Annotated in this window: 23 protein-coding genes and 2 pseudogenes; 16 read left to right on the top strand and 9 right to left on the bottom strand. The window is 61.0% G+C overall.

From position 1 onward, the window contains the following. Nucleotides 1-10: 10 nt before the first annotated feature. The 4 genes from JQ627_RS38240 to JQ627_RS38225 form a co-directional block, all read right to left on the bottom strand. On the bottom strand, nucleotides 11-853 hold the full coding sequence (locus JQ627_RS38240) for an alpha/beta fold hydrolase (RefSeq protein WP_212489485.1): 843 nt from the start codon (nucleotides 851-853) through the stop codon (nucleotides 11-13). Between the two features lie 17 nt (nucleotides 854-870). Continuing rightward, complete coding sequence (locus tag JQ627_RS38235; protein ID WP_212489484.1) at nucleotides 871-1,914, bottom strand: efflux RND transporter periplasmic adaptor subunit; 1,044 nt, start codon at nucleotides 1,912-1,914, stop codon at nucleotides 871-873. 155 nt (nucleotides 1,915-2,069) lie between these two features. Further along, nucleotides 2,070-5,264 carry an efflux RND transporter permease subunit gene (locus JQ627_RS38230; RefSeq protein ID WP_212489483.1) on the bottom strand — a complete coding sequence of 1,065 codons (3,195 nt, stop codon included), beginning with the start codon at nucleotides 5,262-5,264 and terminating at the stop codon, nucleotides 2,070-2,072. A gap of 194 nt (nucleotides 5,265-5,458) precedes the next feature. Then, on the bottom strand, nucleotides 5,459-5,626 hold the full coding sequence (locus tag JQ627_RS38225; protein ID WP_166814489.1) for a hypothetical protein: 168 nt from the start codon (nucleotides 5,624-5,626) through the stop codon (nucleotides 5,459-5,461). A gap of 181 nt (nucleotides 5,627-5,807) precedes the next feature. Between JQ627_RS38225 and JQ627_RS38220 the strand changes: the two genes are divergently transcribed. From JQ627_RS38220 to JQ627_RS38195, 6 genes are all read left to right on the top strand, one after another. After that, the gene (locus tag JQ627_RS38220; protein ID WP_212489482.1) at nucleotides 5,808-6,368 is read left to right on the top strand and encodes a TetR/AcrR family transcriptional regulator; all 561 of its coding nucleotides are present in this window, start codon (nucleotides 5,808-5,810) and stop codon (nucleotides 6,366-6,368) included. 300 nt (nucleotides 6,369-6,668) lie between these two features. Next, entirely contained in the window at nucleotides 6,669-7,187 is a 519-nt protein-coding gene (locus JQ627_RS38215; RefSeq protein WP_212489481.1) for a cupin domain-containing protein, read from the top strand. A gap of 531 nt (nucleotides 7,188-7,718) precedes the next feature. Continuing rightward, nucleotides 7,719-7,895 carry a hypothetical protein gene (locus JQ627_RS38210; protein WP_249143733.1) on the top strand — a complete coding sequence of 59 codons (177 nt, stop codon included), beginning with the start codon at nucleotides 7,719-7,721 and terminating at the stop codon, nucleotides 7,893-7,895. A 576-nt stretch (nucleotides 7,896-8,471) separates the two neighbouring features. After that, complete coding sequence (locus JQ627_RS38205) at nucleotides 8,472-8,894, top strand: hypothetical protein (RefSeq protein WP_212489480.1); 423 nt, start codon at nucleotides 8,472-8,474, stop codon at nucleotides 8,892-8,894. 191 nt (nucleotides 8,895-9,085) lie between these two features. Then, nucleotides 9,086-9,349 carry a hypothetical protein gene (locus JQ627_RS38200; RefSeq protein WP_212489479.1) on the top strand — a complete coding sequence of 88 codons (264 nt, stop codon included), beginning with the start codon at nucleotides 9,086-9,088 and terminating at the stop codon, nucleotides 9,347-9,349. Nucleotides 9,350-9,443: 94 nt separating this feature from the next. Next, a complete protein-coding gene (locus tag JQ627_RS38195; protein ID WP_212489478.1) occupies nucleotides 9,444-9,719 on the top strand; it encodes a hypothetical protein in 276 nt (91 codons plus the stop codon). A gap of 377 nt (nucleotides 9,720-10,096) precedes the next feature. On the opposite strand, the gene JQ627_RS38190 is transcribed toward JQ627_RS38195, so the two are convergent. Then, the gene (locus JQ627_RS38190; protein ID WP_212489476.1) at nucleotides 10,097-10,297 is read right to left on the bottom strand and encodes a DUF6494 family protein; all 201 of its coding nucleotides are present in this window, start codon (nucleotides 10,295-10,297) and stop codon (nucleotides 10,097-10,099) included. 257 nt (nucleotides 10,298-10,554) lie between these two features. Here JQ627_RS38190 and JQ627_RS38185 point away from each other — a divergent pair. Then, nucleotides 10,555-11,581 (top strand): annotated as a pseudogene (locus tag JQ627_RS38185) (IS110 family transposase). Between the two features lie 342 nt (nucleotides 11,582-11,923). On the opposite strand, the gene JQ627_RS38180 reads toward JQ627_RS38185, so the two are convergent. Beyond that, nucleotides 11,924-12,334 carry a GFA family protein gene (locus tag JQ627_RS38180; protein ID WP_212489474.1) on the bottom strand — a complete coding sequence of 137 codons (411 nt, stop codon included), beginning with the start codon at nucleotides 12,332-12,334 and terminating at the stop codon, nucleotides 11,924-11,926. A gap of 781 nt (nucleotides 12,335-13,115) precedes the next feature. Between JQ627_RS38180 and JQ627_RS38175 the strand changes: the two genes are divergently transcribed. The 3 genes from JQ627_RS38175 (at nucleotide 13,116) to JQ627_RS38165 (ending at nucleotide 15,246) form a co-directional block, all read left to right on the top strand. Further along, nucleotides 13,116-13,478, top strand: coding sequence for a nuclear transport factor 2 family protein (locus JQ627_RS38175; RefSeq protein ID WP_212489473.1), 363 nt, complete (start codon nucleotides 13,116-13,118; stop codon nucleotides 13,476-13,478). 698 nt (nucleotides 13,479-14,176) lie between these two features. Beyond that, on the top strand, nucleotides 14,177-14,545 hold the full coding sequence (locus JQ627_RS38170; protein ID WP_212489472.1) for a hypothetical protein: 369 nt from the start codon (nucleotides 14,177-14,179) through the stop codon (nucleotides 14,543-14,545). 236 nt (nucleotides 14,546-14,781) lie between these two features. Further along, complete coding sequence (locus JQ627_RS38165; protein WP_212489471.1) at nucleotides 14,782-15,246, top strand: hypothetical protein; 465 nt, start codon at nucleotides 14,782-14,784, stop codon at nucleotides 15,244-15,246. A gap of 229 nt (nucleotides 15,247-15,475) precedes the next feature. Here JQ627_RS38165 and JQ627_RS38160 read toward each other — a convergent pair whose 3' ends face one another. The 3 genes from JQ627_RS38160 to JQ627_RS38150 are packed head-to-tail and all read right to left on the bottom strand — an operon-like array spanning nucleotide 15,476 to nucleotide 17,207. Continuing rightward, complete coding sequence (locus JQ627_RS38160) at nucleotides 15,476-15,649, bottom strand: hypothetical protein (protein ID WP_212489470.1); 174 nt, start codon at nucleotides 15,647-15,649, stop codon at nucleotides 15,476-15,478. Nucleotides 15,650-15,666: 17 nt separating this feature from the next. Then, nucleotides 15,667-16,098 carry a hypothetical protein gene (locus JQ627_RS38155; RefSeq protein WP_212489469.1) on the bottom strand — a complete coding sequence of 144 codons (432 nt, stop codon included), beginning with the start codon at nucleotides 16,096-16,098 and terminating at the stop codon, nucleotides 15,667-15,669. Further along, nucleotides 16,092-17,207, bottom strand: a complete 1,116-nt coding sequence (locus JQ627_RS38150) for a phage major capsid protein (protein WP_212489468.1) — start codon at nucleotides 17,205-17,207, stop codon at nucleotides 16,092-16,094. The genes JQ627_RS38155 and JQ627_RS38150 overlap by 7 nt, the downstream gene beginning before the upstream one ends. Nucleotides 17,208-17,550: 343 nt before the next feature. On the opposite strand from JQ627_RS38150, the gene JQ627_RS38145 reads away from it, so the two are divergent. From JQ627_RS38145 to JQ627_RS38120, 6 genes and pseudogenes are all read left to right on the top strand, one after another. Further along, nucleotides 17,551-18,801, top strand: a complete 1,251-nt coding sequence (locus JQ627_RS38145; RefSeq protein WP_212489467.1) for a hypothetical protein — start codon at nucleotides 17,551-17,553, stop codon at nucleotides 18,799-18,801. 208 nt (nucleotides 18,802-19,009) lie between these two features. Then, nucleotides 19,010-19,531, top strand: coding sequence for a hypothetical protein (locus JQ627_RS38140; RefSeq protein WP_212489466.1), 522 nt, complete (start codon nucleotides 19,010-19,012; stop codon nucleotides 19,529-19,531). 763 nt (nucleotides 19,532-20,294) lie between these two features. Next, nucleotides 20,295-20,897, top strand: a complete 603-nt coding sequence (locus tag JQ627_RS38135; RefSeq protein WP_212489465.1) for a hypothetical protein — start codon at nucleotides 20,295-20,297, stop codon at nucleotides 20,895-20,897. A 154-nt stretch (nucleotides 20,898-21,051) separates the two neighbouring features. After that, nucleotides 21,052-21,951, top strand: a pseudogene (locus tag JQ627_RS38130) (hypothetical protein); the annotation flags it as partial. Beyond that, the gene (locus JQ627_RS38125; RefSeq protein ID WP_212489463.1) at nucleotides 21,948-22,139 is read left to right on the top strand and encodes a hypothetical protein; all 192 of its coding nucleotides are present in this window, start codon (nucleotides 21,948-21,950) and stop codon (nucleotides 22,137-22,139) included. The pseudogene JQ627_RS38130 and the gene JQ627_RS38125, both read left to right, overlap by 4 nt. A gap of 83 nt (nucleotides 22,140-22,222) precedes the next feature. Beyond that, entirely contained in the window at nucleotides 22,223-23,362 is a 1,140-nt protein-coding gene (locus tag JQ627_RS38120; protein WP_212489462.1) for a site-specific integrase, read from the top strand. Nucleotides 23,363-23,827 lie beyond the last annotated feature (465 nt).

Raw genomic sequence — 23,827 nt, 5'->3', positions numbered from 1 at the left:
CAAATACGCGTCAGCGCAGCCTAGCGGGATTGTCGACCCTGTTGGCGATCTCCACGATGCGCCTGGCCAACTCGTCAGGAGCCGAAGACGGCAGCACATGATCGGACGCGATGGTGTAAACGGGGTCGCAAGGCAACCGCGCCTGCATCGACCGCTGGAGAGTCAGGGGCATTACCTGGTCCTCAGTCGCTTCGATGTAGGCTCGGGGCACGGAGCCGAAACGCTCGTCGCTAACCGAGATCGGGGTCGCGATTGCTGCAAGAGGCTCGAGGCATTGCTTTGCCCGCGCAACCTCGATCCAGTGCGCCGGCGTCTTGCTGTAGATCTTCTCCAGGGCTTCAGGAAGAACGGCGGTCATACCAGTCGCCGTGTCGACACTGAAGATCGGCGCTGCGCCGGGGTGCGCGCTCTGGATTGTTCCGCCGAGGGACGCCCCATCTGGAAGCAGAAACGCCGCCGCGTAAACCAGATACCCGACCCGCTCCGGCACTCGCTCGGCGACTTCACTGATAACCAGTCCGCCGCGGCTCTGGGCAACAAGTACAACCGGTCCCGCTGCTTTACGCACTCGTGCAGCGATCTGGTCTGCCCAGGCGGCGATCGGCCTAGACGGAAATCGGGTCCCTCCAGGATCGGCACCCAGCAGCGTGGGGGCCTCGGCGCTATGGCCAGCCGCAGCCAGGATTGGGATGACCCGGTCCCACATCCAGCCGCCGCTCCACGACCCGTGAATCATGATTATGTGCGCCATTCTTCGCCTCTCGTTCTGGGATTGGAAATTGCCGATCTCGTCGAGATTGCCGACAGACTCCTGCCGTACGTTCTCTCGTTGAACTGATTTGCCCGTGTCCACTGCCTTGCCTGCGAGAACTACGATCCCGTATGAGAACTACCCGCGGCGGCGACGCGGACCTGATCACCGCTCGCGATGGCGAAGGAAGGATTGAGTATCACCAAATCGGACGGCTCGACGCCGGTAAGAACCTCGATCGTGTCACCGAAGTCCCGGCCAAGCGTAATCGGCTTCAGAACGACCCTTCCGCTTCGACTTACCTCGGCGACTTGAACACCCTCGGCTCGAAATAAGAGGGCATTGACGGGGAGCCGAAGCCCTTGTCCGACCGGGGGCAGCTGAAAATGCACCTGAACGAAGCTTCCCGGAAAAAGCTCGCCCGAACTGTTGTCGATATCCAGTTCGACCTGAAGCGTGCGCGCCTGGAGATCGATGGCTGAAGAAGTTCGCGTAACCGTCGCTGGATACGCTTTGCCGGGTCTATCCGGAAATTGCAGGTTGGCGCTGGTTCCGGTCCGAATGTTGCTAGCATAACTTTGCGGAACGTCGACATAGGCACGAAGCCTGTCGATTGCCGCGATGTGAAAGAGCGCGGCCCCCTGGTTGCCGCCGGCGTTGATCAAGGCGCCGACATCCGTGTTGCGTGCGGTGATTACCCCGGCGAACGGTGCAACCACTTGCTCGAAGCTTTGAAGCTGGCGGAGGCGATTTACGTTGGCTTCGTTCGCCGTGACCTGGGCAGCACTTGCCAACGCTGTGGCTTCGCGATCGTCGCCAGCTTGGCGGGAGACTGCAAGCGTCCCTACCAACTGCGCGTAGCGATCGGATGTCCGTCGTGCGATATCGGCATTAGCCTGCGCAGTCTTAAGATCAGCCTCCGCCTGAAGAAGCTGCTGGTCGAGCTCAGGGGAGTCGATTACCGCCAGAAGCTCGCCGGCTTTGACGTGAGCGCCGATGTCCGTCTTCCAAAGACGAATATAACCGCTGGTGCGGGCATAGACGGACGTTTCGATTTCACCCTTCACTTGCCCGGGCAGGACCACTTCCTCAAGAGCAGGTCCAGACTTGGGATGGGTCGCGATCACAGTTGTGATGGCGCTGGCTGCGCTCTGCCGCTCCATGGCCACCTCACTGGCTCTGCGGGCCTCGAGTCCCCGCAGGACAAGCGCCGCAACGCCTGCGACCCTGAGGAAGTTGACTAATAGAGTACGGGCGCGAGTGCGGCCGGAAGTAACAGATACGGTTTGGGAGTGCATTTGGGTCATGGCAAGCTCGGTCATCCGGCAGGTGTGTTGAGAGGGGGCGCCGTGCCATCGAAGGACGCCGGCGGATCGCGGGGGCGTCGCTCGCCGTGCAGGAGAGCGAAGACTGCGGGCACGAAGGTCAGGGTAGCGATCGTCGCGACGATCAAGCCGCCGATCACGGCGCGACCGAGCGGCGCGTTCTGCTCGCCGCCCTCGCCCAATCCGAGCGCCATCGGCAGCATGCCGATAATCATCGCGAGTGCCGTCATTAGCACTGGGCGGAAGCGGCTGAATCCAGCCGCGACAGCGGCAACGGCCGGATCGTCTCCCTGGCTCAGGCGGTCGCGCGCCAAACTCACGACGAGAATGCTGTTGGCCGTCGCGACACCAACACTCATGATGGCGCCGGTCAAAGCTGGAACGCTGAGATTGGTCCCGGTCAGAAACAGCATCCAGGCTATGCCCGCCATGGTTGCTGGCAGTGCCGTGACGATGATGAACGGGTCCAGCATGGACTGGAAATTCACAACCATCAGCAGATAGACCAGCAGCATGGCGAAGCCGAGTCCGTAGAGGAGTCCGGCATAGGATGCGGTCATGATGACAACCTGGCCGCGCAGGGTGATCGTAACGCCCTTGGGCAGCCCGGCCTTGGTTATCTCGCCGATCGCCTCGCTGACGTCGTTTGCGACGCTGCCAAAGTCCCGGTCGGCGTTGGTAGCGTAGATGTCCATCGCAGGCTGGGCGTTGTAGCGGGTATCGACCGAGGGCAGGACGTCGCGCTTGATCGTGCTGATGCCACCAAGTATTTGGCCGCGCGATCCGGGGCTGCCCGTGATGAGCGTGTTGCGGAGCGAATCCAGCGTCTGGAGGTCGGTCTGGGGTGCTTGGCTGACGATGGGATAAGATACGCCGCTCTTGGGATCCAGCCAGAATGTGGGTGCTGTCTGGAAGCTTCCGGCCAACGCGATCAACATCGTGTTCGCGACATCCTTCTGCGTCAGTCCGACGTCGCTTGCGCGGCTGCGATCGACCGCAACGGTGAACGTGGGAGCGTCGAGGTCCTGCTGAATCCGCGCGTCGGCGATCCCTGGGATCTTGCGAATTCTCTGGAGAAGGCGTTGGGCGACTACCGCATTGCTCGCCATGTCACGCCCAACGATCTGCACATCGATCGGTGCGGGCGATCCAAAATTCAAAATCTGGCTTACGATATCGGCGGGCAGAAAGGCGAATGTCACACCCGGGAAGTCCTGCGCTAGACTTGCACGCAGGCGTCGCACGTAGTTGGCCGTTGGATGATGTCTTGCCGCAAGGCTCACCAGGATATCGGCATCCGCCGACCCCGTCGGAGCGGAGTTGCTGTACGACAGGTTCACGCCGGAGACAGGAAGGCCGATGTTGTCGACGACGCCGCTGAGCTCGGTGGAGGGAATGGCGCGTCGTAACTCGCTTTCGACCTCATCGACGATGCGCGCGGTTTCTTCCACGCGGGTTCCGGCATGAGCACGCACATGTATTTTGATCTGGCCGCCGTCGACCGAGGGAAAGAAATCGGACCCCAGTGTAAAAACCAGTAGCACCGACGCTAGAGCTCCACCGAAGAAGATCGGGATGAACAGGCGTCGCCGGGCAACAACACCGGACAGAACACGACGATAACTCTCGCGCATGGCTTCGAACCTGCGCTCGAAGCCAGCCTGGAGTCGCGCCAAGGCGCTCGATCGGCCCGTCTCCACTCCCGGCACGTGCGGCTTCAACATCAAATTGGCGAGTGTTGGCACCAGCGTTCGCGACAGAATGTAGGATGCCAGCATTGCGAAGACGATGGCCTCCGCCATGGGCACAAACAAATAGCGCGCCACACCGGATAGGAAGAACATCGGCATGAAGACGATGCAGATGCAAAGGGTCGCGACGAAGGCAGGCGCGGCGATCTCGGCCGATCCATTGAGTACGGAATCCTGAACCGGCTCGCCTCGCTCGAGGTGCGCATTGATGTTCTCGATGGCGACCGTCGCGTCATCTACCAGGATGCCCACCGCGAGCGCCAATCCGCCCAGGGTCATGAGGTTGATGGACTGGCCCAACAACGAAAGGGCGATGATCGAAACCAACACGGAAAGTGGGATCGAGACCGCGATAATCAGTGTACTGCGCCAGGACCCGAGAAACAGGAGAATCATGGTCGCGGTAAGCGCCGCCGCAGCGAGGCCTTCGCGAATCACCCCCGATATGGCCGCACTCACGAAGATCGATTGATCGCCAACGGCATCGATCTTCAGTCCTTCGGGGCCGGCGTTTTGGATAGTTGGAAGCTTGGCCTTGACATCATGCACGATCTGCAAAGTCGAGGAGCTGCCGGTCTTCTGGACCGTCATCAGTACAGCATGTTCGCCGTTCAATCGCACCACATTGGTCTGCGGTGGCGAGCCGTCGCGCACGTGGGCCACATCGCGGACATAAATGGTCGAGCCGTTGACTTGCTTGACGGGCAGATTGTTGAGATCATCGATGGTAACTGCCGCGCCATTCAAGCCAATCACATATTCATAGGCGCCGACCTTCTGCGTTCCCGCAGGAATGATAAGGTTTTGGCTGATGATCGCGTTTTGCACATCCTGGGCGGACAGCCCGAACGCCTGAAGCTGCTGCGGATCCAGGTCGACCTGAACTTGGCGCTGCTTGCCGCCATAGGGATAAGGCAACGACAAACCGGGCACGCCGGAGAGTTGACTGCGAACGTAGATGTTTCCGGTATCGTAAAGAGCCTGCTCGGTCATGGTCTTGCTAGACAGGGCAAGCTGGAGAACCGGGACGCTGGCCGCGTTGTAAGTCAATATCTGCGGCGGAGTCGTGCCAGGCGGGAAGAATTTCGAATAAAACGTGACGCCGGCGACCAATTGGCTTGTCGCCAGGGGGACATTGGCTCCGGGTTGGAAGTAGATCTTGCTGACGCCGACGCCGTTGAGATTACTTGAATCGATGTGTTCGACGCCGTTGACCACCACCGGAGCGACGCGTTCGAAATTGGCACTGATGCGGTTGGCGATCTCCTTTGCGGGCAGACCTGCATAGGTCCAGATCATGCTGACGACCGGGATGCCGATGCTTGGAAAAATATCCACTGGCGTACTGATGATGGCCAGTGGCCCCATGATCACGATCGCGATTGCCATAACGATGAAAGTATAGGGCCGGCTGAGAGCGATCTTGATAAGCCACATGACGGGCTCCCCTTCGAACGTTGCGGCGACATTCAGTCGTCGGTGACACAGTTGGATCTCCTGAGCGAACCGGCCAATCCGCCCGCAAACAGTCAATCACTGGCGAGCGAAACCCCTCGCCTGCTGCTGATTTTCAATCTCCGGCGGATACGCCGTCGTCGTTTTCCGGATAGGCTTTAACGCCAGACACGCCCTCACCCATCGCCGTCACCTTGGCGTCGCATCAGTTCGCCCCGAAAACCGATATCTTCGGCAATAGCATCTCGCCGCCCGCGCAGTTCGGCCAAAGCAGCACCGCCGATGAGTCGCTGGAATTGCCCGTGCGCTTCGACTTCGGAAGTCCGATCGAAACGAGTCTTCATGGCCCCTACGGTCAAGACCTCCCGTCTTGCAACGGGCTTGATCTTGTGAGCGTGGTCCACGTGAATCGCACAATTCGGCATAGCGGCCTTACCTGTCACTTGGTAGGCTATGGGATAGTATTGCGAGTTGAAGGTTTCAACCCTACCTAACAGTTGGTCGAGAAAAGTTGAGGCGATGGTGATGAGCGAAAGCGCGAAAGAAGCGATCCTTGTTGCGGCGCGTAGGACAGCTCAGGCGCACGGGTATGCCGGACTGAACTTCCGTGACATCGGAGATGAGGTCGGCATCAAGGCTGCGAGCATCTATCACCACTTCCGCAGCAAGGCAGATCTGGGTGCAGCGGTAGCGAAGCGCTATTGGCAAGACACGGCGGCGAATCTTGAAGCTCTTTCAAAGGCGAACGGCGATCCGAGAAAAGCGCTTCGGGCCTATCCGGGACTCTTTCGTCGATCGCTCGAAGAGGACAATCGAATGTGCCTCTGCAGTTTCATGGCGGCCGAGTATGACGATCTGCCGGAGTCGGTGAAGACCGAGGTGCAGACGTTCGCCGATGTCAATGTGGCGTGGCTCACCAGAATGCTCGCCGCTGCTTCTGTTCCCGCCAGCAAGCGTGAGACTAGGGCTCGCGCAATCTTCGCTGCCGTTGCCGGCGCGCAACTGATGGCGCGGAGCCGTGCAGACCTAAAGCTATTCGATGCGCTGATCGACAGCTTTCGCGGATCCGGTCTGATCCCGACTTGAATGCCGTTCGTACGAGGGTGGGCCCGGTCTTCCATGCACTGCGCTTTCGCTGCTTTCTGTGCCGTCTCCATGATCCCGTGGACGCAAGCTGACTCTTGCGCCCGCAAAGCTTCAATCAGTGTGGCTTTACGGATGTCGCCCCTTGGAACTCACAACGGCCAGCGAGTGAGCTTGGAATGACGACTGCTGTCGTTAACAAGGACACCGTACTGTGAATTTTGAAGACTTGCGCGCAATCCTCTGGTGGCTAGATCGCTTCGGCATCCTCGATGGATCACGCAAACAGAAAGACCCTTCAAGATGATTAGATTCGCCGGAGCTCTTTGGGCCGCGATATGCCAAACCCGCAGAATTACACTGCCCCACAGCCTGCAATGCCTCGTCGTCGGATTGTTGGCATCGCTGACTTCACAAGCCTACGCTCAGCAGCAAACGGAAGCGCATCATCAAACGGACGTCACGATCAAGAAATTGCTTTCCACGATGACTACGTCGGCAGGGCAAAAGATCGTATTGCCCAACAAAGGCGCGGAGCTGATAGCGTCGATCTTCGAAATTTCCCCTGGGTCGCAGCTTCCAGAGCACGAGCATCCATATCCTCGATACGGCTACATTTTGTCGGGAAGCTTGCGCGTGACCGACACGGACACCGGTCAAAGCAAGACGTATCGGCCGGGAGACTTCGTGGTCGAATCGGTGGGACGCTGGCATACAGGCGTCAGCGAAGGACAGGAACCAACACGACTTCTCGTTATCGACATCGTCCAGCACGGCCATACCAACACCGTACTGCGTAAGTCGCGGCAAGGTAGAGGGTGACGCGGGACGGCTGCCCTGCTTCGGTGCACATAGTTAGGTGTGTCGGCAACCCAAAAAGGCTGGTCGCGCCGAGCCGTCGGTTAGGAATGTATCGAAAGACACGTATGAGGGCCGGAGCCGACGGCCCCCGTTTCGGCGAGATAGGCCGATCTGGTCAACCAATCCGATGAGAGCAGCTTTGACCCTTTGATGCCTCAGGAGCGGCCGAGGACTTCTACAAGGAGGCTCACAAGAACAAGCATGCTTTTCTACGAGATTTTTCCCTCCCCCCTCCCCTGGGTCAAAAGGAATCTTGAGCCTGCCGACGGCGGACTGGGACCGTGGTCTGCTTGAAGGGGCCATGGGAGCCGGCACACCGAGCGGCTGTTAGCGCTTGCGCGACCTGATGAAAAGACGCCCGAACGCCTCCGTGATTTGGTCACAGCGCTGACGGCGGCCGGAGTGGGAGCCCGTTTATCAGCTCGGACATTCAATCGCAGTTTCCGAAGAAAGCGGATTCCGAATTACGATTTCATCCGCTAGATACCTTCTATGCGCCCCGCCGTTTCCTACATCCGCGTTTCAAAACCGAAGCAATGCCGCAGCGGTCTCGGCCTGGAGGCGCAGCAGGCTGCGATCAAACCGTTCTGCGCGCGGCACGGCTACAGCATCGAGGCCGAGTACCGCGTGGTGGAGGCAGGCAAGGGTGCGCAGATGCTCGGGAGTTAACTTCAAACCACCAATTTCGTAGACGAATATTCCTCACCACCACAATTGGTTCGCGGTTCGCCCCGCAAAACCCAGCTGCGTTCCGGAGAAGGATTTTCCAAAAGCGAACATGCCGCAAACCAAGTACAGAGCGATTACTTGCCTCTTGTTTGGCTCTCCATCGATACCGCATCCTCGCTCGGGGGCCAGACGGGCCAATCAGTTCATACCGGTCTTCACAGTCCGCTGACGTGCCGGACGTCTTGCCTTTCTTCGCCTGAGGGCCACAAGCAGACATGCGCGGGCGGCGACGGCACCGCGCGGTTCGTCTGAATAACCCGTACCGGTACCGTGGTCGTTTCAATCCCGGCTAAGCCCCCGGGGTCGCTCCCACCCTCAGCGACAGCTGTCCACCGCGAGGGCCACCAGAGCCGTTGGGCGCGGCGTATGGTGGTCCCGCCATCCACGAGCGACGGCGTTGCACCGACGAACGACAGGTTGATCGGCGGCGTCGGGTTTTTCCCGGTCACGGCACTTTGAGCCGTTGCCGACTTCATTGGCTTCGGTAGAATCGGAATAGTGCGAGAGGGGCACGTTATGTCGGACAAGCGCGCAGAACTGGAACGCCTTAGTGAAGACGACCCGGTCTTGGCTCGCTTGCTCCGTCAGGAGTACCCCACCTCCGACGGCTACATCGACGCGCAATGGGGGCGGCACGGAGGCCCGACGACTGATCTCGATGAGCAGGCGCGGGAGCAGCGCATCATCAACCTGCTCGACGCTCTTGAGCGTCAGGAGGCGGAAGCTCGGCGCGAGGGGGACGAGCTCGAAGAGCTCATCCGCGACGTGCTCTATCGGCTCAACGATGTGCGCGAGGGCAGTGCCGAGTACCGCATGATCGTGCGCCAACTCAAAGGTCTGCGCGAAGGCAGTGAGTTGGGCCGCCTCATCTTTGAAGGCTTCGCCATGGGATGTCGGCCATGGGTACCCGCTGAGGTGTATGGCTGGGAGCCGGATTAACCGGCTGGGACGCCGACGCCAGACGATGCGCTGTTTCCGGACAAGCAACAGTTTAATAAAATTCGCCGCTTAACTCTAAATCGGGTTCCAGATTTTCAGTCCGGTTGAAGGGCGTATGGTTGCTCCCATTAAACACATGCGCTTCCGTTACGTACCAAAAGCCAGCGCGGCCAACGTACCGAGGACTGCACATGAACAAGCATCCTACCGAAGGGCTGCTCTTTTTTGATGGCAGCCAGAATTTGCGTGTCATTGCTTACGATATGAGCCGCACGGGCGCCGTCGTTCACTCAGACCGGCTCGGCCTGCTACCAATCGATTTCTACATCACGTTCGACGACTTTCTGACGGTGGCGAGATGCCGGCTCGCGTGGCGATATCGCGACGATTTCGGCGTCGTCATCGAACGCTGGCTTGATCTGCGCCAGCGAATTGAGGGCGGCCAAGCCGGGTGATGCCATCCGACGGCATTGCCCGGTGCTTCTGCTGCGCGCTAATTACTAATCCTGCCCTCGATTCGCGCGCCCGCGCCACGCACCGCCTGACCGAATGAAACTGACCGCCGAACACACCTTCGCCAATCCGGAGGCCGCTGCCCGCAAACTGGTCGAGTTGGCAAAGAGCATCGAGGCCGTGCAGGACGGAGGCATTCATATCGAGAAGGTCAACGCGCCGTTCCTCTACAAGCTGAAGGGCAGCGGGCCGCAGTTTGGCGCCGGCATCAAATATGCCGTCGAGCAGGGCTGGCTCGAACTGCACGAGAGCGGGACCTATGTCCGCCTGATCAATGCAGGCGGAGAAACGACCTCGGCACTACAGCCCTAGTGCCGGGGCCGTTGGAGGTTGCCCGACGGGGGCGCCGAGCCCGTTGGGCGTAGACCGCTCCTTGAGCAGGTCTGTTCACTTTTGCACAAACAAACGGGGGCGTTCGCCTCAGCCCGCCTCGCCCGAGCGCGCGGCCAGTCGCTTGCCCGACCGGCCTCGTCGGCTGCGACCGCGCGGAGGCCGCCGGTAGTGACAGTCTCAGGCATCGCGTTGCCGCAGGATAACTCACTTCCGCTTCCGGCGGCATAGCCGACCATGCCGCGCTTGCCGCTGCTTCAACCCAGTCGTGAATGCCCCGAAGGCGACGTTCGGCCGGCGACCGCAATGGTAGCCTTCGTGAGGATCAGGGCCATGGCTTCCCACAGCCGGGACAATCGTCAGAGCGCGACTGTTTCCTCGACCACATGGTTCAGCGGCGTCCCCTCCGCGGACAAGATCATTCGCAGTTTGAGCTTGCCACCCTTCACCTCTCCGCTACGCACTAGATTCTCAATTTCACGCTGCGATGTAACTCCGACATGCTTCAGAAACTTACGGATAGCCATATTGAAGCGGTCTTCATCGAACTCGGCGGTCATGGCTGTTCTCCCTGATCGGGCAGGCAAAGTCTAGCACGAGGCGAGCAATGACGAAACATCGAGGCCTCGCTCGCGTCGCCACCGACTTCCTCCTCAACCTGATTACCTGCAACCTCGACCCGAAGCTGAAGACTACACCTGGAAGCGAAATCTCACTCAGTGGAGTGCTCCCGCTTCTGATGCTGTTGACGGCTCCTCCACGAGAGTGCCAAGGAGTGGGCGCCGTTTGAGGCTCCCACGATTCGGAGGAGCAGCCTATGCAGTCGATTTCGACAATCGGTCTCGATATCGCCAAGTCGGTCTTTCAAGTGCATGGCGTTGATGCGGCCGGCCAGGTGGTCCTGCGCCGTCAGTTGAGGCGCCGCCACGTCCTGGCATTTTTCAGAAGCTGGCGCCATGCCTGGTAGGCATCGAGGCGTGCGCATCATCGCACCATTGGTCTCGCGAGCTGCAGGCGCTGGGGCATACGGTACGATTGATGCCTCCGGCGTATGTGAAGCCCTACGTCAAGCGGCAGAAGAACGACAGCACCGACGCGGAGGCAATTTGCGAGGCGGTCACGAGACCCAATATGCGGTTCGTGCCGACCAAGACGGTTGAGCAACAGAGCTGTCTGATGCTTCACCGGGCGCGCCATCTCTTCATCCGCCAGCAGACCGCCGTGATCAACTCAATCCGCGCCTATCTCGCCGAGTTCGGGATTGTCGCTTCTGTCGGGCGCAGGGGTGTCGAGCAACTGCTGGAAGTCGTCGCCGATACCGCCGACCATCGGCTCCCCGAGGTGGCCCGTGTCTTGCTGCTCTCGGCAGTCAGTTGCGCGCGCTGAAGGCTCAAATCCTGGAGTTCGACCGACGCATCATCGCCTAGCATCGATCAAGCGCGACGAGCAAACGGCTGGACGCGATCCCCGGCGTCGGGCCAGCGTTGGCAACAGCCTTGGTCGCCAGTATTGCCGATCCCAAGGCTTTCCGATCGGGACTGGACTTCTCGGCCTGGGTGGGGCTCGTACCGAAGCAGAGCTCGAGTGGGGGCAACGACACGCTCGGCAGTGTCAGCAAACAAGGGGATCGCTATTTGCGTAGCCTGTTCACCGCTGGCGCGCTCGCAGTGATCCGCTATGCCAAGATCCAAGGCACCGATCATCGGCCCTGGCTCACTCGATTGTTGGCTCGGCGCCCCACCAAGGTTGCCGCTATCGCACTCGCCAACAAACTCGCCCGGATGGCCTGGGCGATGATGGCCAGGAGCGAACGTTACAATGAACCCGCCGCTCTGGCGGCGTGACGAGACGAGATTACACCGGACATCCGGTGTGACGTAGACGGTTGGGAGGGCGAACAGCACGTAATGCAGTGCCGGTCGATTCGGCGATCAGGACAACCCACTTGGGCCATGGCATCTTTGAATGCGTGCTTGTGACCGGGACCTGATCCGCGGAGGGCATTATGGCCAGCGGTCATGTGAACCGCGCAAACAGGCCGAACACATGGCTGCTCCGACCAATGCTGCGACGTGAAGTTTCTTCTTGCCAACCCGGAGCCGTCCACACATGGCCCCTTAGCAGACATGACCGGTCAAACTGATAATGCCCGCTTTGTTCGGCTATCAGCGACACCACCGCTCAGATTAGCTTGTCTGCTGTTGAGATTGCGGTATTTCGGGCGCGAACTCGATCCACGGAAACTTGCTGCGACACCAAGCAGCCATGGCGGGGCGCGGAAACTCCTGCAGATCATCAAAACAGCCCACAGAGACGCCGGTTTTGCCGGCTAATAACTCTGCGTTCCAAAAGACCGTCACACCACAGGTGGGGCAGAAGTGGGAGGTGATTTTCCGTCCGAAGTCCCCGCTTCGAGTGTAGGCCTTGTGCTGGCCTGAAATCGAGCTGACCTGCTCATCATCGAAGTACGCGCCCGTGCTGAAAGCGCTGCCTGTCAACCTATGGCATTCCGTGCAGTTGCAGCAGTGCACGCGGAAAGGATTGCCCTTCAAGGTGATCGATAGCTGTCCGCATGTGCAGGTGGCAGTGCGCTGCATTTGTCACCGTCCTTGAGCAGGAGGGCACCAAGATGGCGCAAGCAATCTACATCGGTTTCGCCAAGATTTGAGTTGGTCCGATCGCGTCATTTTGCTGCGGCACGCCGCAGGAAGGCACTACAGCGCGCCCAGCCACTCCGCGAGGCCGCGCCAGCGCATCAGCAGGGCCGCAGGAAAGCCGTAGAACGCGACTGGACTACGGCTCAAGGGCGCGCCCGGCCAAGGTCGCACCACCCCATCCTGTGAGACTAGGGCCTAGCAGTTTCGGGCGGACCTTCCGCTCGTCTGGCAGACGCCAAATAATGCTCTTAATTTCAGTAGGTTACGTCGATTTCAACAGGTCGGAAAAAACGCTTGCAGCAAGGACCACACGAACTTGCCTCTGGTCGGGATTTCAATGGCTTGCACTCCCAAACCCGCGCGATAGCGGACATAGGAACACATGCGAATACATTGAAAACCCAAACCAGCGGATGATCGGCGGCGGATGGCGGCCCCGGAAAGCGGGCCGCCATTTTCGTGCTGGACGGCCGCATTGGCCGCGCCGATGCGCGGGGGACTTGTATTACCGGTTTCCGCGATGGCCGGGCCTATACGCCGCCCGCCCAGGGGCAACGCACCAGTGCCCGCCCGCCGCGATCCACGCGGCCACCTGTGGGGCGCTTGTTCCAATGGATCGCGGGGCGGCCCCGTATTCTTGCGGTAGCGCGGTTCAGCGCTCGTTCATCCTCTAAACACTACCTCCGCGTCGGGTGAGACGTTTGTTTTCGATGGAACATGGATGTCTATTTCACGGGACGACTTTGACCCTATCGCAGCTGTGGTGGACTGGCTCGACGCCGCCCGGCGCGGCGACTTAGCCTCGCTGCTCAAGCTTTATGATGAGGGAGCAGTGTTGGAATGCGCCTGCGAACACGTCAGTTTGACGGGGCGAGACGCGATCGCCAGCTACTGGTCACCGAAGCTCGCAACCAAGCGAACACCCTCTTTCTCGCTCGACAACGTGAGTCTGACAGGCCACGGCGTCCAGATCGATTATCAAAGCTACGCAGGTAAGTCGGTTCGACTCTATTTCCGCTTCGGTTCGTCCAACAAGATCATTTACACAAACTGCGCGCCGATTATGCGGCGCTCTGCGAATTAGCGCTGGCTCCTATTCATCCTCAGGCGGCCGGCTACTTTGTTTTGATCGGCGGACGGCCCCGCGTTGCTTTGGCGCGGCCCCGCCCTTTCTATCCCGCCCCGAAATAATGCACTACACCCCGCGCGGCGCGATCCACGGGGCCATGCCGCGTCGGGTTGACCAGCCCGCGACGAGTTCACCGTGCCCGAGTTGGTCGCGGCAATGGTCAGGCTTCTGCCAATTCTCGACTCGGATTCACTTTTGTTATGGCAAGGATTTATTAACTGGGAAAAAATGGTAGCGTCCGGGGCTGGCAAAGCCTTTTCATTTCGGAATTATTGAAACCCGGAAGCATGAGGGGCCGCTGTCCCAGGACAGTGGCCCTTTGCTTTATTGCTTCCCGTCAAAAGCCTTGTACCAAACGTCCTGCGACAGTAGCTCGACCGCCAGGGCGTTGCCGGGCGATAAGCACGCCCGGCCGCTCGGCCCATAGTGGAATAGAACCCGCCGCCCAGCGAGAAACCCCCACGATCCATCCGCATTGCGGCGGGGTTGCGAGCCGAGGAGAGTGCGGTTTAATGCGGCCATACCCATCCTCACCCGTTCCCTCGATCCGCACCGCTCCATTTCTGGCGCCATCCACTAGGGCGATGGTCTCAAAGTATTGACGCGGCCGGCGGCTTCGCTTTTGCTGGCGTCGATGTTTTGCTGGGGCAATTATGCGGACGCTAGTTCTCGTTTCATTGGGCTTATTGACACTCGGACAAACTACGCCAGGGCGGGCTGAAACGCTGCGGTGGAAATGCGACTACACCCTGATAGCCTCACCAAAAGGACTAGCAGCCGAAGCGTTTTCGCTGGAATTTGCACTGGATACGGCGACGAAAAAGGCCGTCATCATCGGCAACGCCGGAATGTCGGATGTCGCCGCAGTGGGTGGTAATCAAGGCATCACCTTTCAGGAAAAGCTCGCCAGCGGAGCAATCCAGACCACCACGATCGCAAACGACGGGTCGTCCGTTCATAGTCGGCACACGATCATCGGCAGGGCGGTCGTGCCTTCACAGTATTACGGCAAGTGCCAATAGCGGCGATGCCCTGGTCGACATCCTTCGACGTGCCGATCGTCCTGGCCGATGGCAAGCAACTGGTCACTCTGCGCGATGCCGCCACCTACATCACGAAGCTGCCGAAGCGTGACCATGGTCGCCTGAATGGCAGGCCGCGATCGAGGCGTTGTTGCTGGTTGCCGAACGCGGTGGTCTGTTGATGCTCGCGCGGATCGGCGTAATGCGGGCGTTGAACAGGAACGATGGAGCATAAGATGGCCTCTCGCCCGACCGAACTTGTGGGCATGGGATACCTGACGGACGCCAAAGAATATTTGAAAGCTGCGAATGTTTTATCGCAAAGCGACAGCGATCTGTTTTCGCCGGTGTATTTTCTGCTCTGTCATGGCATCGAACTGTCGTTAAAGGCATTCATTCTCGCGTCGGGAGGTAACGAGCGCGAACTGAAAAAGCAGGACACCCGTCACCACCTCGATGTGTTGCGGGACCGCGCGCGCGGTCTCGGCTATCAGCCCGTAAACGAAAAGACCGACGAGGTGATCAACATGTTGGCCCCTTATCACCAAAACCATTCATTCAGATACCGAGACCCTGGTTACAAAACTTTTCCGGTCGTTACCGAGACCATTGAAGTTCTGGCGTCGATGCTTGACGAAATCAGCCCGGTCGTATGGCGAAGGGTGCGGCATAGGGCGCAAGACAAGATCACTGCACCGTAAACCCGCCGCGCCGATGCGGTGTTGCCTGGTTTGCAGCATGATCGCAGTGCGTGGCATTAAGCGATGAGCGACTGATCGCCGCAGGTGCACCTTGTGTCAATGTCCCCTTGGACAATTGCGACGAAAAATGATTTCAGGTTGCATACTCTCCTACCAGCGCCCCTGGCGGGAACCGTACCCCTCATTGCGCCAGCCCCTTGTGAGGGCGGTTCTCGCCGGATGCGGGCGCTCACTGCACCACGAACCCGCCGCGCAGGATGCCGCGCGCCTTGAGCCAGGCGATGGCCTCATCGGTCGACGCCGTCACCAGGTAGGGAAAGCCGCAGGCCTCCAGGTGCTCGCGCATCGCGTCTTGCTCAGCCAACAGCCGGCCGCCGCGCCGCTTCAATTCGAGAAATGCCATTTGCCGCGCCCGTCACATCATTCATTGACAACACGCAAGACGTAGCCGACTTGCCGCTGCTGTTCGGCCTCAAGCTCGGCAATGCGGGCTTTCAACCGCGCGTTCTCTTTCGCCAAGCTCACGGCCCGCCGCGCGGCTTTGTCCTGCTTCGCCCATTCGCGCTGCGAGAAAGCCTTGCACAGCGACTGTGAGGTGCGGACGGCGCGGATGCGCGCGACGAGCCCGCCGAAGAAGGCGTTGCGCGCGTTGACGCGGTTGCCGGCGCTATGATCCTCCAATGCGACCACGAGCCCGCCGATCAATGCCCAAGCCGCCAACAGCGAAATGTCGCTCAGCTCGTCGGCGCATTCCTTCGCGTAGTCGTCGAGCAGCACCAGCAGATCGATGGTCGAGCCGATGTTGCGGATTGGGAAGTCGTCGTTGCGGACGGTGCTCATGGCGATCACCACGAAACGCTGGACATCCACGCCACTGAATTGGTGCGGCGTAGTGCCCAATTGGCGTCGATGAGGACTCGCAAACCGATCGCGGCCGTTTGAAATAGCGAGCGGCTCGGCGCAGCGACAACGGCGGGCGAGCCGACCGAGCCGATCGGCTGCGTCGCGGCGTCAACTTCGTGAATAACACTTTCCTCGCTGCTGAGCAGATCGGGCGGGCCGAGAACGCTCGCAAAGCTTGCGGCATCGACGCAGATGACGGTGCCGGTGGTCAGAAACGGCGCGACGATCACGGCCGACATGCTGTCGGCGAGCAAACTGCCGGCCACGGCCTGCGCGGGCGCGACGATCAAAACAGGCCGCAGCGCAGGCGCGATCGCGGCGACCAGAGTTCTCAGATCAGTCAAGCACCGGTCGATCGTGTTGCCCGATCCGACCGCTGCCGGCGTCAGCCCGGCAGCGCCATAGCGCAAGCCGGCGGGCCGGATCGCATCGGCGGCGGTGGCATCGAGCAGCACGGTGTCGAGCGCCAGCGTCATGTCCTCGGTCAGGATCGCTTGCAACGAAGTCTCGACTGAGGCGGCCGAGCCGGACAGCGTCTCTCTCGTGGCGGAAGTGATCGACGCCACTTTCTTCGGCAGCAAGGTCAACGAGGAGATCAGCAAACTCGCGACCGGGATCGGCTGGCCTTCGCCAACGAACGAGCCGGACGGTGCGCTCAAATGCGACGGCACTTTGACGACACCGCCCTCGGTAAGGTCATAGGACAAGCCGGTCGTGCGCAATTGGCTGAAACACGAGGACGGCAGCATCCGGCTAGCGAGGTCCTGCACCAGCGAACCGACCAGTTCGCCCGCCCAGCCGCTCACACTGGTCATTGCCGGCGATACCGCCGCCTTGAGTTCGAGATCGTGCGGCCAGAGTTGTGCGGCGAGCGCGCCTGCCGATCGCTTCTGCGATCTCCCCAACAGCAAGCAGGCCGCGATGCGGGTGATCAACGAGCGGTCATCGCCCGGCGCGCCGCTGGCGGCATGTTGCAGGCGGTGATCAAGGCGGCTGATTTTGGATTGAACGTCGCTGATAGCGCGTTTCAGTTCATAGGGGTCGGTCAGAGCGGACATGGCTACACCCTCGGCGGTTGCCGTGAAAGATCGGGGCTAGCCATGATCCGGTGGGTATATGCTGCGCGTCCGCAGGACCGCCGAACCGACGCCGAGTCTCTGCCTGATTGAGTCCGGGCGCAAGAGAGAAACAAGATGCCCCGATCACGCCAGGACAGCACCAGCATCTGCTTGAAGCCGATGTCCGCTTATCCCCTAACAGCGGCGTAGAAACGGACATCGCAAGAGGTCCGAGAAAGGGCCATGTGTGGACGTGCCGTCGCGCCATCCGGGCAGCTATGTGCCTTATTTCACAGTCGGGGACGATGTGCAGTGCTAGTCTCGTCTACGAGGACCGGCATAAATGCTTGTGGAGGATCAAGCCATGCAAAGCAAAAGCGTCGGTGAACACGATCCAGAGGTGGTCTTCCGCGATGGCGTTGCATATTTCCGCGACGTTTCTTCTGCGCAAGAAAGAACTTCGATGCCCCGGGATCTCATCCGAGACCCCCCCGAATGGGTGCAGGCACTTGTTGGCAAGTCTGCCTCGGTCGCGGAGTTTCTGGCGGTTCTGGGCGCTCGGGTGCGAGACGCCCGTACCATGGATCAGCGTAAAGAACTCTTCACGGTGTTCGAGCAGTTCGCTCTGTGGCGAGAAGGTCGGGACGCCGCTGACCTCATTCTCGGCCCAGACTTCGCCTACAAACTGACGCTCGACTACGAACCGCATGTCGCCGCGCCCGCCGGGTTAAGGGATCCGGCCATCATTGTTTCCCCCGCCGACGTTCCAGTAATATTTCCGGGCGCCAATCCGGGCGTCTGGCTCAATCCCTGGCAAGATGAATTCGTCTGGCCCGAAAAAGAGCTGCAGTCGCGCCATATCGATCGTCGAATATCCCAAGTGTGGCTTAACAATTGGCGTCCCTTCGTCGAGCTGTTCCTGTTCGACGGCCCCGACCTGCAAGGCCGGATGGCTCGCTTCGCCCGGGTGTGGACTCCGAACGCCGATTTGCCGATCGAACTCGACGAGCAGTCGTTGCGGGGTCAAGCACGCAGCCTGCTCGGCCGCGAGTTCAACACGTCCGGCCGTCGCTTCAGCGCATCCGCGCGACTCACTCAAGCAGCAGAGCAGTGCTTCGCAAGCGCGGTGGCAGCTTCTGCTTACGGCACGGCGACGTTGACGCGCGCCCCCCAATTCTCTTGGGGCGGCTACGAGAGAACCGCATTGCGCGTTCGATGGGATTTCCAAATCGACGACGTCGAATACGGAAGCACGGTTGGAACAATCACTTCCGAAAACTCGTTTTGGTGCCCTGGCAATTTGCGTCCCATCCAATGGGATGGAGCCTCGATCACGACTGATGTTCCAGATCCTTGGGCAGGCGGCCTTCATGACCTCCCACCGCCACACCGCTGGAGACAGCTCCTGATTTACTCTGTCGGTCTCAAGTTTGCTAGGCAACTCGAGGGCCTTCTTCTTGACCTTGCCGGTTCACCCCCGAATTCGATGCTCGTCTTGCCCGGCCAATCGACGGCAATTCCTCAGGCACCTCAGCATGACCTCAGAGAGGTCGGGCAGACCACCGACGACGCGACAATCGTGTTCTTTCCTTAGGGCATGACTGTAAGCGACGGCACAAGATGATGCCGGGCTATGTCCGGTTCGGGTCAAAAACCGGCAGTACTTTGATCGAGCAGAATCTTTCGGCTTGGCCCCCGAAAGCCGAAGGGAATGATTTCCCTGCTTCGCGCCTTCCTCACCGCGCCGTTCCATGGCTGAGCAGCTCCGCGCCTCATTCCGAGACCCGCAAAAGGAGCCCAACATGCCGAAGCCAACGCCGCTCAGCGCCGCTGACATTGCCGCCATCGCAACCGCGCGGGCCTTTACCGTGCAAATTCTTGTCGGCCGCGAGTGGAAGAAAGTCGGCCGCCCGACGCTCGCCACCGCCCGCGCCTGGGGGCCGGTGATGGAGAAGGAAGCCGCCAATAGCCGCAAGGCAATGATCCACGCCATCGCTGACGGCCGCGCAATCTTGGTGCCGCCCTCGTATCAGCCGGACACGAAGGCCGAGGCGAAGAAGCCGACCGAACCGGTCAAGCCGAAGGCCGAGAACCCGAAGGCGCCCCCGAACGCGAAGGCTGCCAAGCCCGCGAAGGCCAAGCCGAAGGCCGGCAGCAAAGCCGAGATCGCGCTGCGCATGTTGACCGCGAGCAAGGGCACCACGCGGGCCGCGATCATTGAGGCCACGGGCTGGAAGATCGACGTAAAGCAATTCGCGCAGCGCAAGGGCCTCAAGCTCCGCAAACTCGCGGACGGCACGTTGCTCGCCAGCGCGAAGGGGTGAGCCGCGCGACCACTAAGAACCCGGCCTGTACGGCCGGGTCTTTCGTTGTCTGCGAGCTTGATGCTAGCACAAACTGCATAGACAGCCAGTTGTAGCCGAGGCATCTTAATACCCGGTAGGCGTGTATCGGAGAAAACATCATGATCGGCTTAACCCGCCTCTTTGACATCGTCGTGGTCGCGGTGGGCGCGCTCAACGTCGTGCTGGTAGCTTTGCTCATCTTTTCGTTCTGAGGGCCGCCTCATCGACTGCCGCGAGGTATGATCTCGATGCCGCCCAAGTCGTTCGAGCAACTGCTCGATCTGCGTGGGCGGGCCGAGTTACCTACGTATTCATCCGGAGCTGCTCGCGCTGGGCAAAAATGTCTTTGCGCGGTCACGCCTTCTGTAGGGCAGAGGCATTGGGAGTGACCGACATGGCCGCCGGAATTTCAGCGACTGCCGGCGGTCGCTCACCTGCCGACCTTTGCGCCAAGGTTGCCGGCGGTGCGCTTACTGTCGCGGGCGGTGGCGCCAGGGTTGGTCGGGGGTCCGGGCCGGTCCCGAGGGGTTCCCGACTATCAATTCCGCGAAAACGGACGAAAAACTTGCGCGCCGCTAGTTTCGCGGGCTCTTGTCCTTTTTGCTCCGCCCCCCGGGGGAGCCATCGGCCATGGCGCGGATCGGTCGGCCAGTAGGCCACCATACCGACGATGCGCGACCTCGCGATTAGTCGCCCCAGCTTGTGCTAGGATATTGCGCTGACCGGTCACGGGGAGTCCGCCATGAAGCACGCCGCGTTGCCCGCCGACCTCGCCAAATTCCTGCCGTCGCCTGAGGTCGCGGCCGAACTCGAGCTAATGCCGCGTATGGCGGAAAGGGACATGGTGGCTGCGGTCGCGGGTCTGGTCGACATCGTGGCCGACCTGATGACGACGGACGCCTGGCGGCAATTGCTGCGCGCCAGCGTTCGCAAGGCGGTGCTCGGGGGCACCTTGCCGATGTTGCAGGTTACCAAGGCGGCCGAGACCAACCGCGAGATCGACCTGGCTCTGCGCGAGCTCGTCGCCGAGCAGCTTGACGTCCCCGGTGATTTCGCCACCACTACGGCGTGGCGGTCCTACATCCAGCGCATGGCGCTGCGCGACATCACGCCGGACGCGCGCGGCCGGAAGGACGACAACGTGCGGCGCGACATCGGCGTCGCTGTGCTCATGACGATCACGATGGCGCGCTGGCCGTACCTGAGGAAGAACCGCGCCGGCGACATCGTGGCGAGGGCACTGAGTCGCCGCCACGTCGCCAGCATCGGCTACAAGCAGGCGGTGCGGCTGTTCGATCAGTATGATCGTATTGTTGGCCGTGTTGCACGGCTTATTCCGGCCTGATTTGGCCCGCGAAAAGTTGCGCAACAAATAGCCCGACTTCTTGCGCGGAAATCTGCTGCTCCCCCTAGCGACATTCCCCGAAAAAGGTGCTCATTGATCAACCCGGAATGATTCAGCCGGGTTTAAGCGCGTCGCTTCCCGGCGGGGAGGCCAGCGCATGAACAAGGCCACGGCAGTTTTTCGTTGGATCAACGCGGTGCGGGCTAACCACTGCTTGCGCGCCGGCAGTTGCGTCAGGGTTGCGCTCCAACTCGTCGAAAACATTTCGGGCGCCGAATTTGCCGCGTCGGGCCAGATGGTGACATGGCAGTCGCTGCCGCGCCTCGCCGCCGCCACCGGTCTGCAAGTCCGCACGGTGCGCTATGTGCTGCGGCGTCTGGAGGCCACTGGCTTTATCTCGACCGATGCCGGTGGCGGCCGTGGCCGCTCCAACCACTACACGCTGACCCTACCAGAAACGCGGCAAGCCAATGCCCGGTTTAAGAGTGACAAACCCGGTAAACCAGTGCCGGGTTTGGACTCAGAAGCCCGGCAAAGCCACGTCGTAAACCCGGCAAAGCCACGTCGTAAAAGCCGGCACGGGCGTTCCGGGGAAACTACTAAAGAAACACTTCCTAAACTCGGCGACGACCGAGAGAGCGGTGACAGCCACGCGCCTCGCCGGCGCGCTGACGCGCTCGGCGCGCGGCCCAACGGGCACGAAGGCCAGCAAGGTAAGGGGCTCTCCGAAGGAAAGCCGGACGTGCTACCGGAACCCGACGGCATTAGCGACCCCGCCGACGCGCCTGGGGTTCTCAGCGAGCCGGGTAACACGTTCGGCGCGCGGCTGCGGCGACAGATCGCCGACCCTAAGCAATTCGTTTCGTGGTTCGAGAGCGGCGAGGTCGCACTCATCTCGGTGGTCGGCGACGTCGTCACGTTGTCGGCGAAGAACAGGTTCTTCGCCTACGAGATTGCCAACCGCTTTGAGTCCGCCATCCTGCGCTGCGTGCCCGGCGCGCTGTGGCTCAAGGTCGTGGTGCGCCCCACGGTGGCAGCCGAGGTGTCGCCATGAGGCAACGCGACATCAAGGCCGTGATCAACGTTGCACTCAAGGCCGGCCTTACCGTCCGCGCGATCAAGTTCGATGCTGACGGCAACGTCGTGATGCAGTTTGGCGAGGCGGAGGGCACCGCGCCGCTCGATGACGAGGTCGCCGCATGGGACGAGGCGATCCGCAAAAACAGGGGGACCGGCCGGTGAAACCGCTTCCAGCGCCGGGTCCGGTTTGGGAATGTCCGCCCGATCGGGGCCGTGGGGGCCCCGCGCAAAAGGGAAACCCAAACATGAAGCTGAAAATGCCGCCGTATGTCGATCGTTTCGTCGATCGGCATGGCAAAGCGAGGCACTACTTCCGCAAGCCCGGCGGCCCGCGCGTGCCGCTGGAAGGCCTGCCGTGGTCGGCGCCGTTCATGGCCGCTTACAAGGCAGCGGCCGAAAGCCAGGGCGCGATGCCGGGCAAAGGCACCCATCACATCGCGCCGGGCTCGGTCGAGGCGGCGGTGGTGCGCTATCTCGCCAGCGACGCCTGGAAGCAGCAGGCGCAGACCTCGCGCGAATTGCGCAAGCCGATCATCGAGCGTTTCCGTCTCGACTATGGCGTCCACAAGCTGCGGGCGCTGCGGCGCGGCCATGTGCAGCAGATCATCGCGGACAAGACGCCGAGCGCGCAAAGCAACTGGCTGAAAGCCTTGCGCCATTTCACGGGATGGGCGCTGCGCGAGAACCTGATCGCGGCCGATCCATGTGCCGGCGTGCAGACCGCGCGCAAGCCGCAGACCGGCGGCTTTCGGCCATGGTCCGAGTCGGATGTCGAGGTCTATCGCGCCAAGTATCCGCTCGGCGGCAAGCCGCGCCTCGCGCTCGAACTGATGCTGAATCTGGGCGTGCGCATTTCCGATGCTCGCCAGATCGGCCCGCAGCACATCCAGAATGGCGTGCTGACCGACTACCAGCCGCAGAAGGGCCGCACCACGAACGGCCATTTCATCAACGTGCCGGTGCATGGCGATCTCGCCAAGGCCATCGCGGCGATGAAGGTCACGGGAGCGACCAGCTTCCTCGTCACCACCGAGGGCAACATCTACACCGCCAAGTATCTCGGCCAGCAGATGCGCGAATGGTGCGACGACGCCGATTTGCCGGAATGCACCAGCCACGGCCTGCGCAAGCTCTGCTTGGTCCGCCTCGCCGAGGCCGGCTGTTCCCCGTTCGAGATCATGTCGATCTCTGGCCACAAGAACCTCAAGGAGGTCGAGACTTACACCGCCGCCGCCTCCCGCAAGAAGCTGTCCCTGATCGCGATGGCCAAGCGCGCCGGCGTCGCCCTCGACGCCAGCCTGACGCTCGACAAGCTGCGCGAGACCTATGCCGAGGCGACCGGCGGCCAGCCGGGTGTTGCCTGCGCCCAACTACCAGTTTCTTAGGTATACTTTTGCACCGTTTAACTTGGACGACGGAGAGTATGGTCTCCTTTCACCGTCGCCGCCGTGGCCGCCGTGCTTTTCAGCCATTGATCTATCTCAACGAGCGCACCATTGCTCCGCATATTCCTCGCTACGGCAGGAAACCGGACGGGGCGGCTATGCTGCGACCGTGGATGCAATATGCGCTGGTTTGGGGCTTAACCGCCATCGGCGTGCTGACTATCGTCTCGATAGCAATGAGCCGAGCCCTTAGTTCCCCGTCCCTTCGTGCATGTCAGGCCGCGCTTGATCAAAGCGTGAACTAACCGTCCCAAACCCGGCCATGGCGGTTTGGGGATAGCGTCCGAAACTTCAACAATTTCAAGAGTGAGAAGCCAAGAGGCAAAACCCACACGGTTTTGCCGTACGCACGGCCCGCCATGTCGCCGCAGTTTTTCCAGCCCTGTCGACGGAGCCGGAAACTTG

The organism is Bradyrhizobium liaoningense (genome assembly GCF_018130785.1).
GTDB classification, from domain to species: Bacteria; Pseudomonadota; Alphaproteobacteria; order Rhizobiales; family Xanthobacteraceae; genus Bradyrhizobium; species Bradyrhizobium liaoningense_A.
This window is presented reverse-complemented; position numbering and strand designations above follow the sequence as displayed.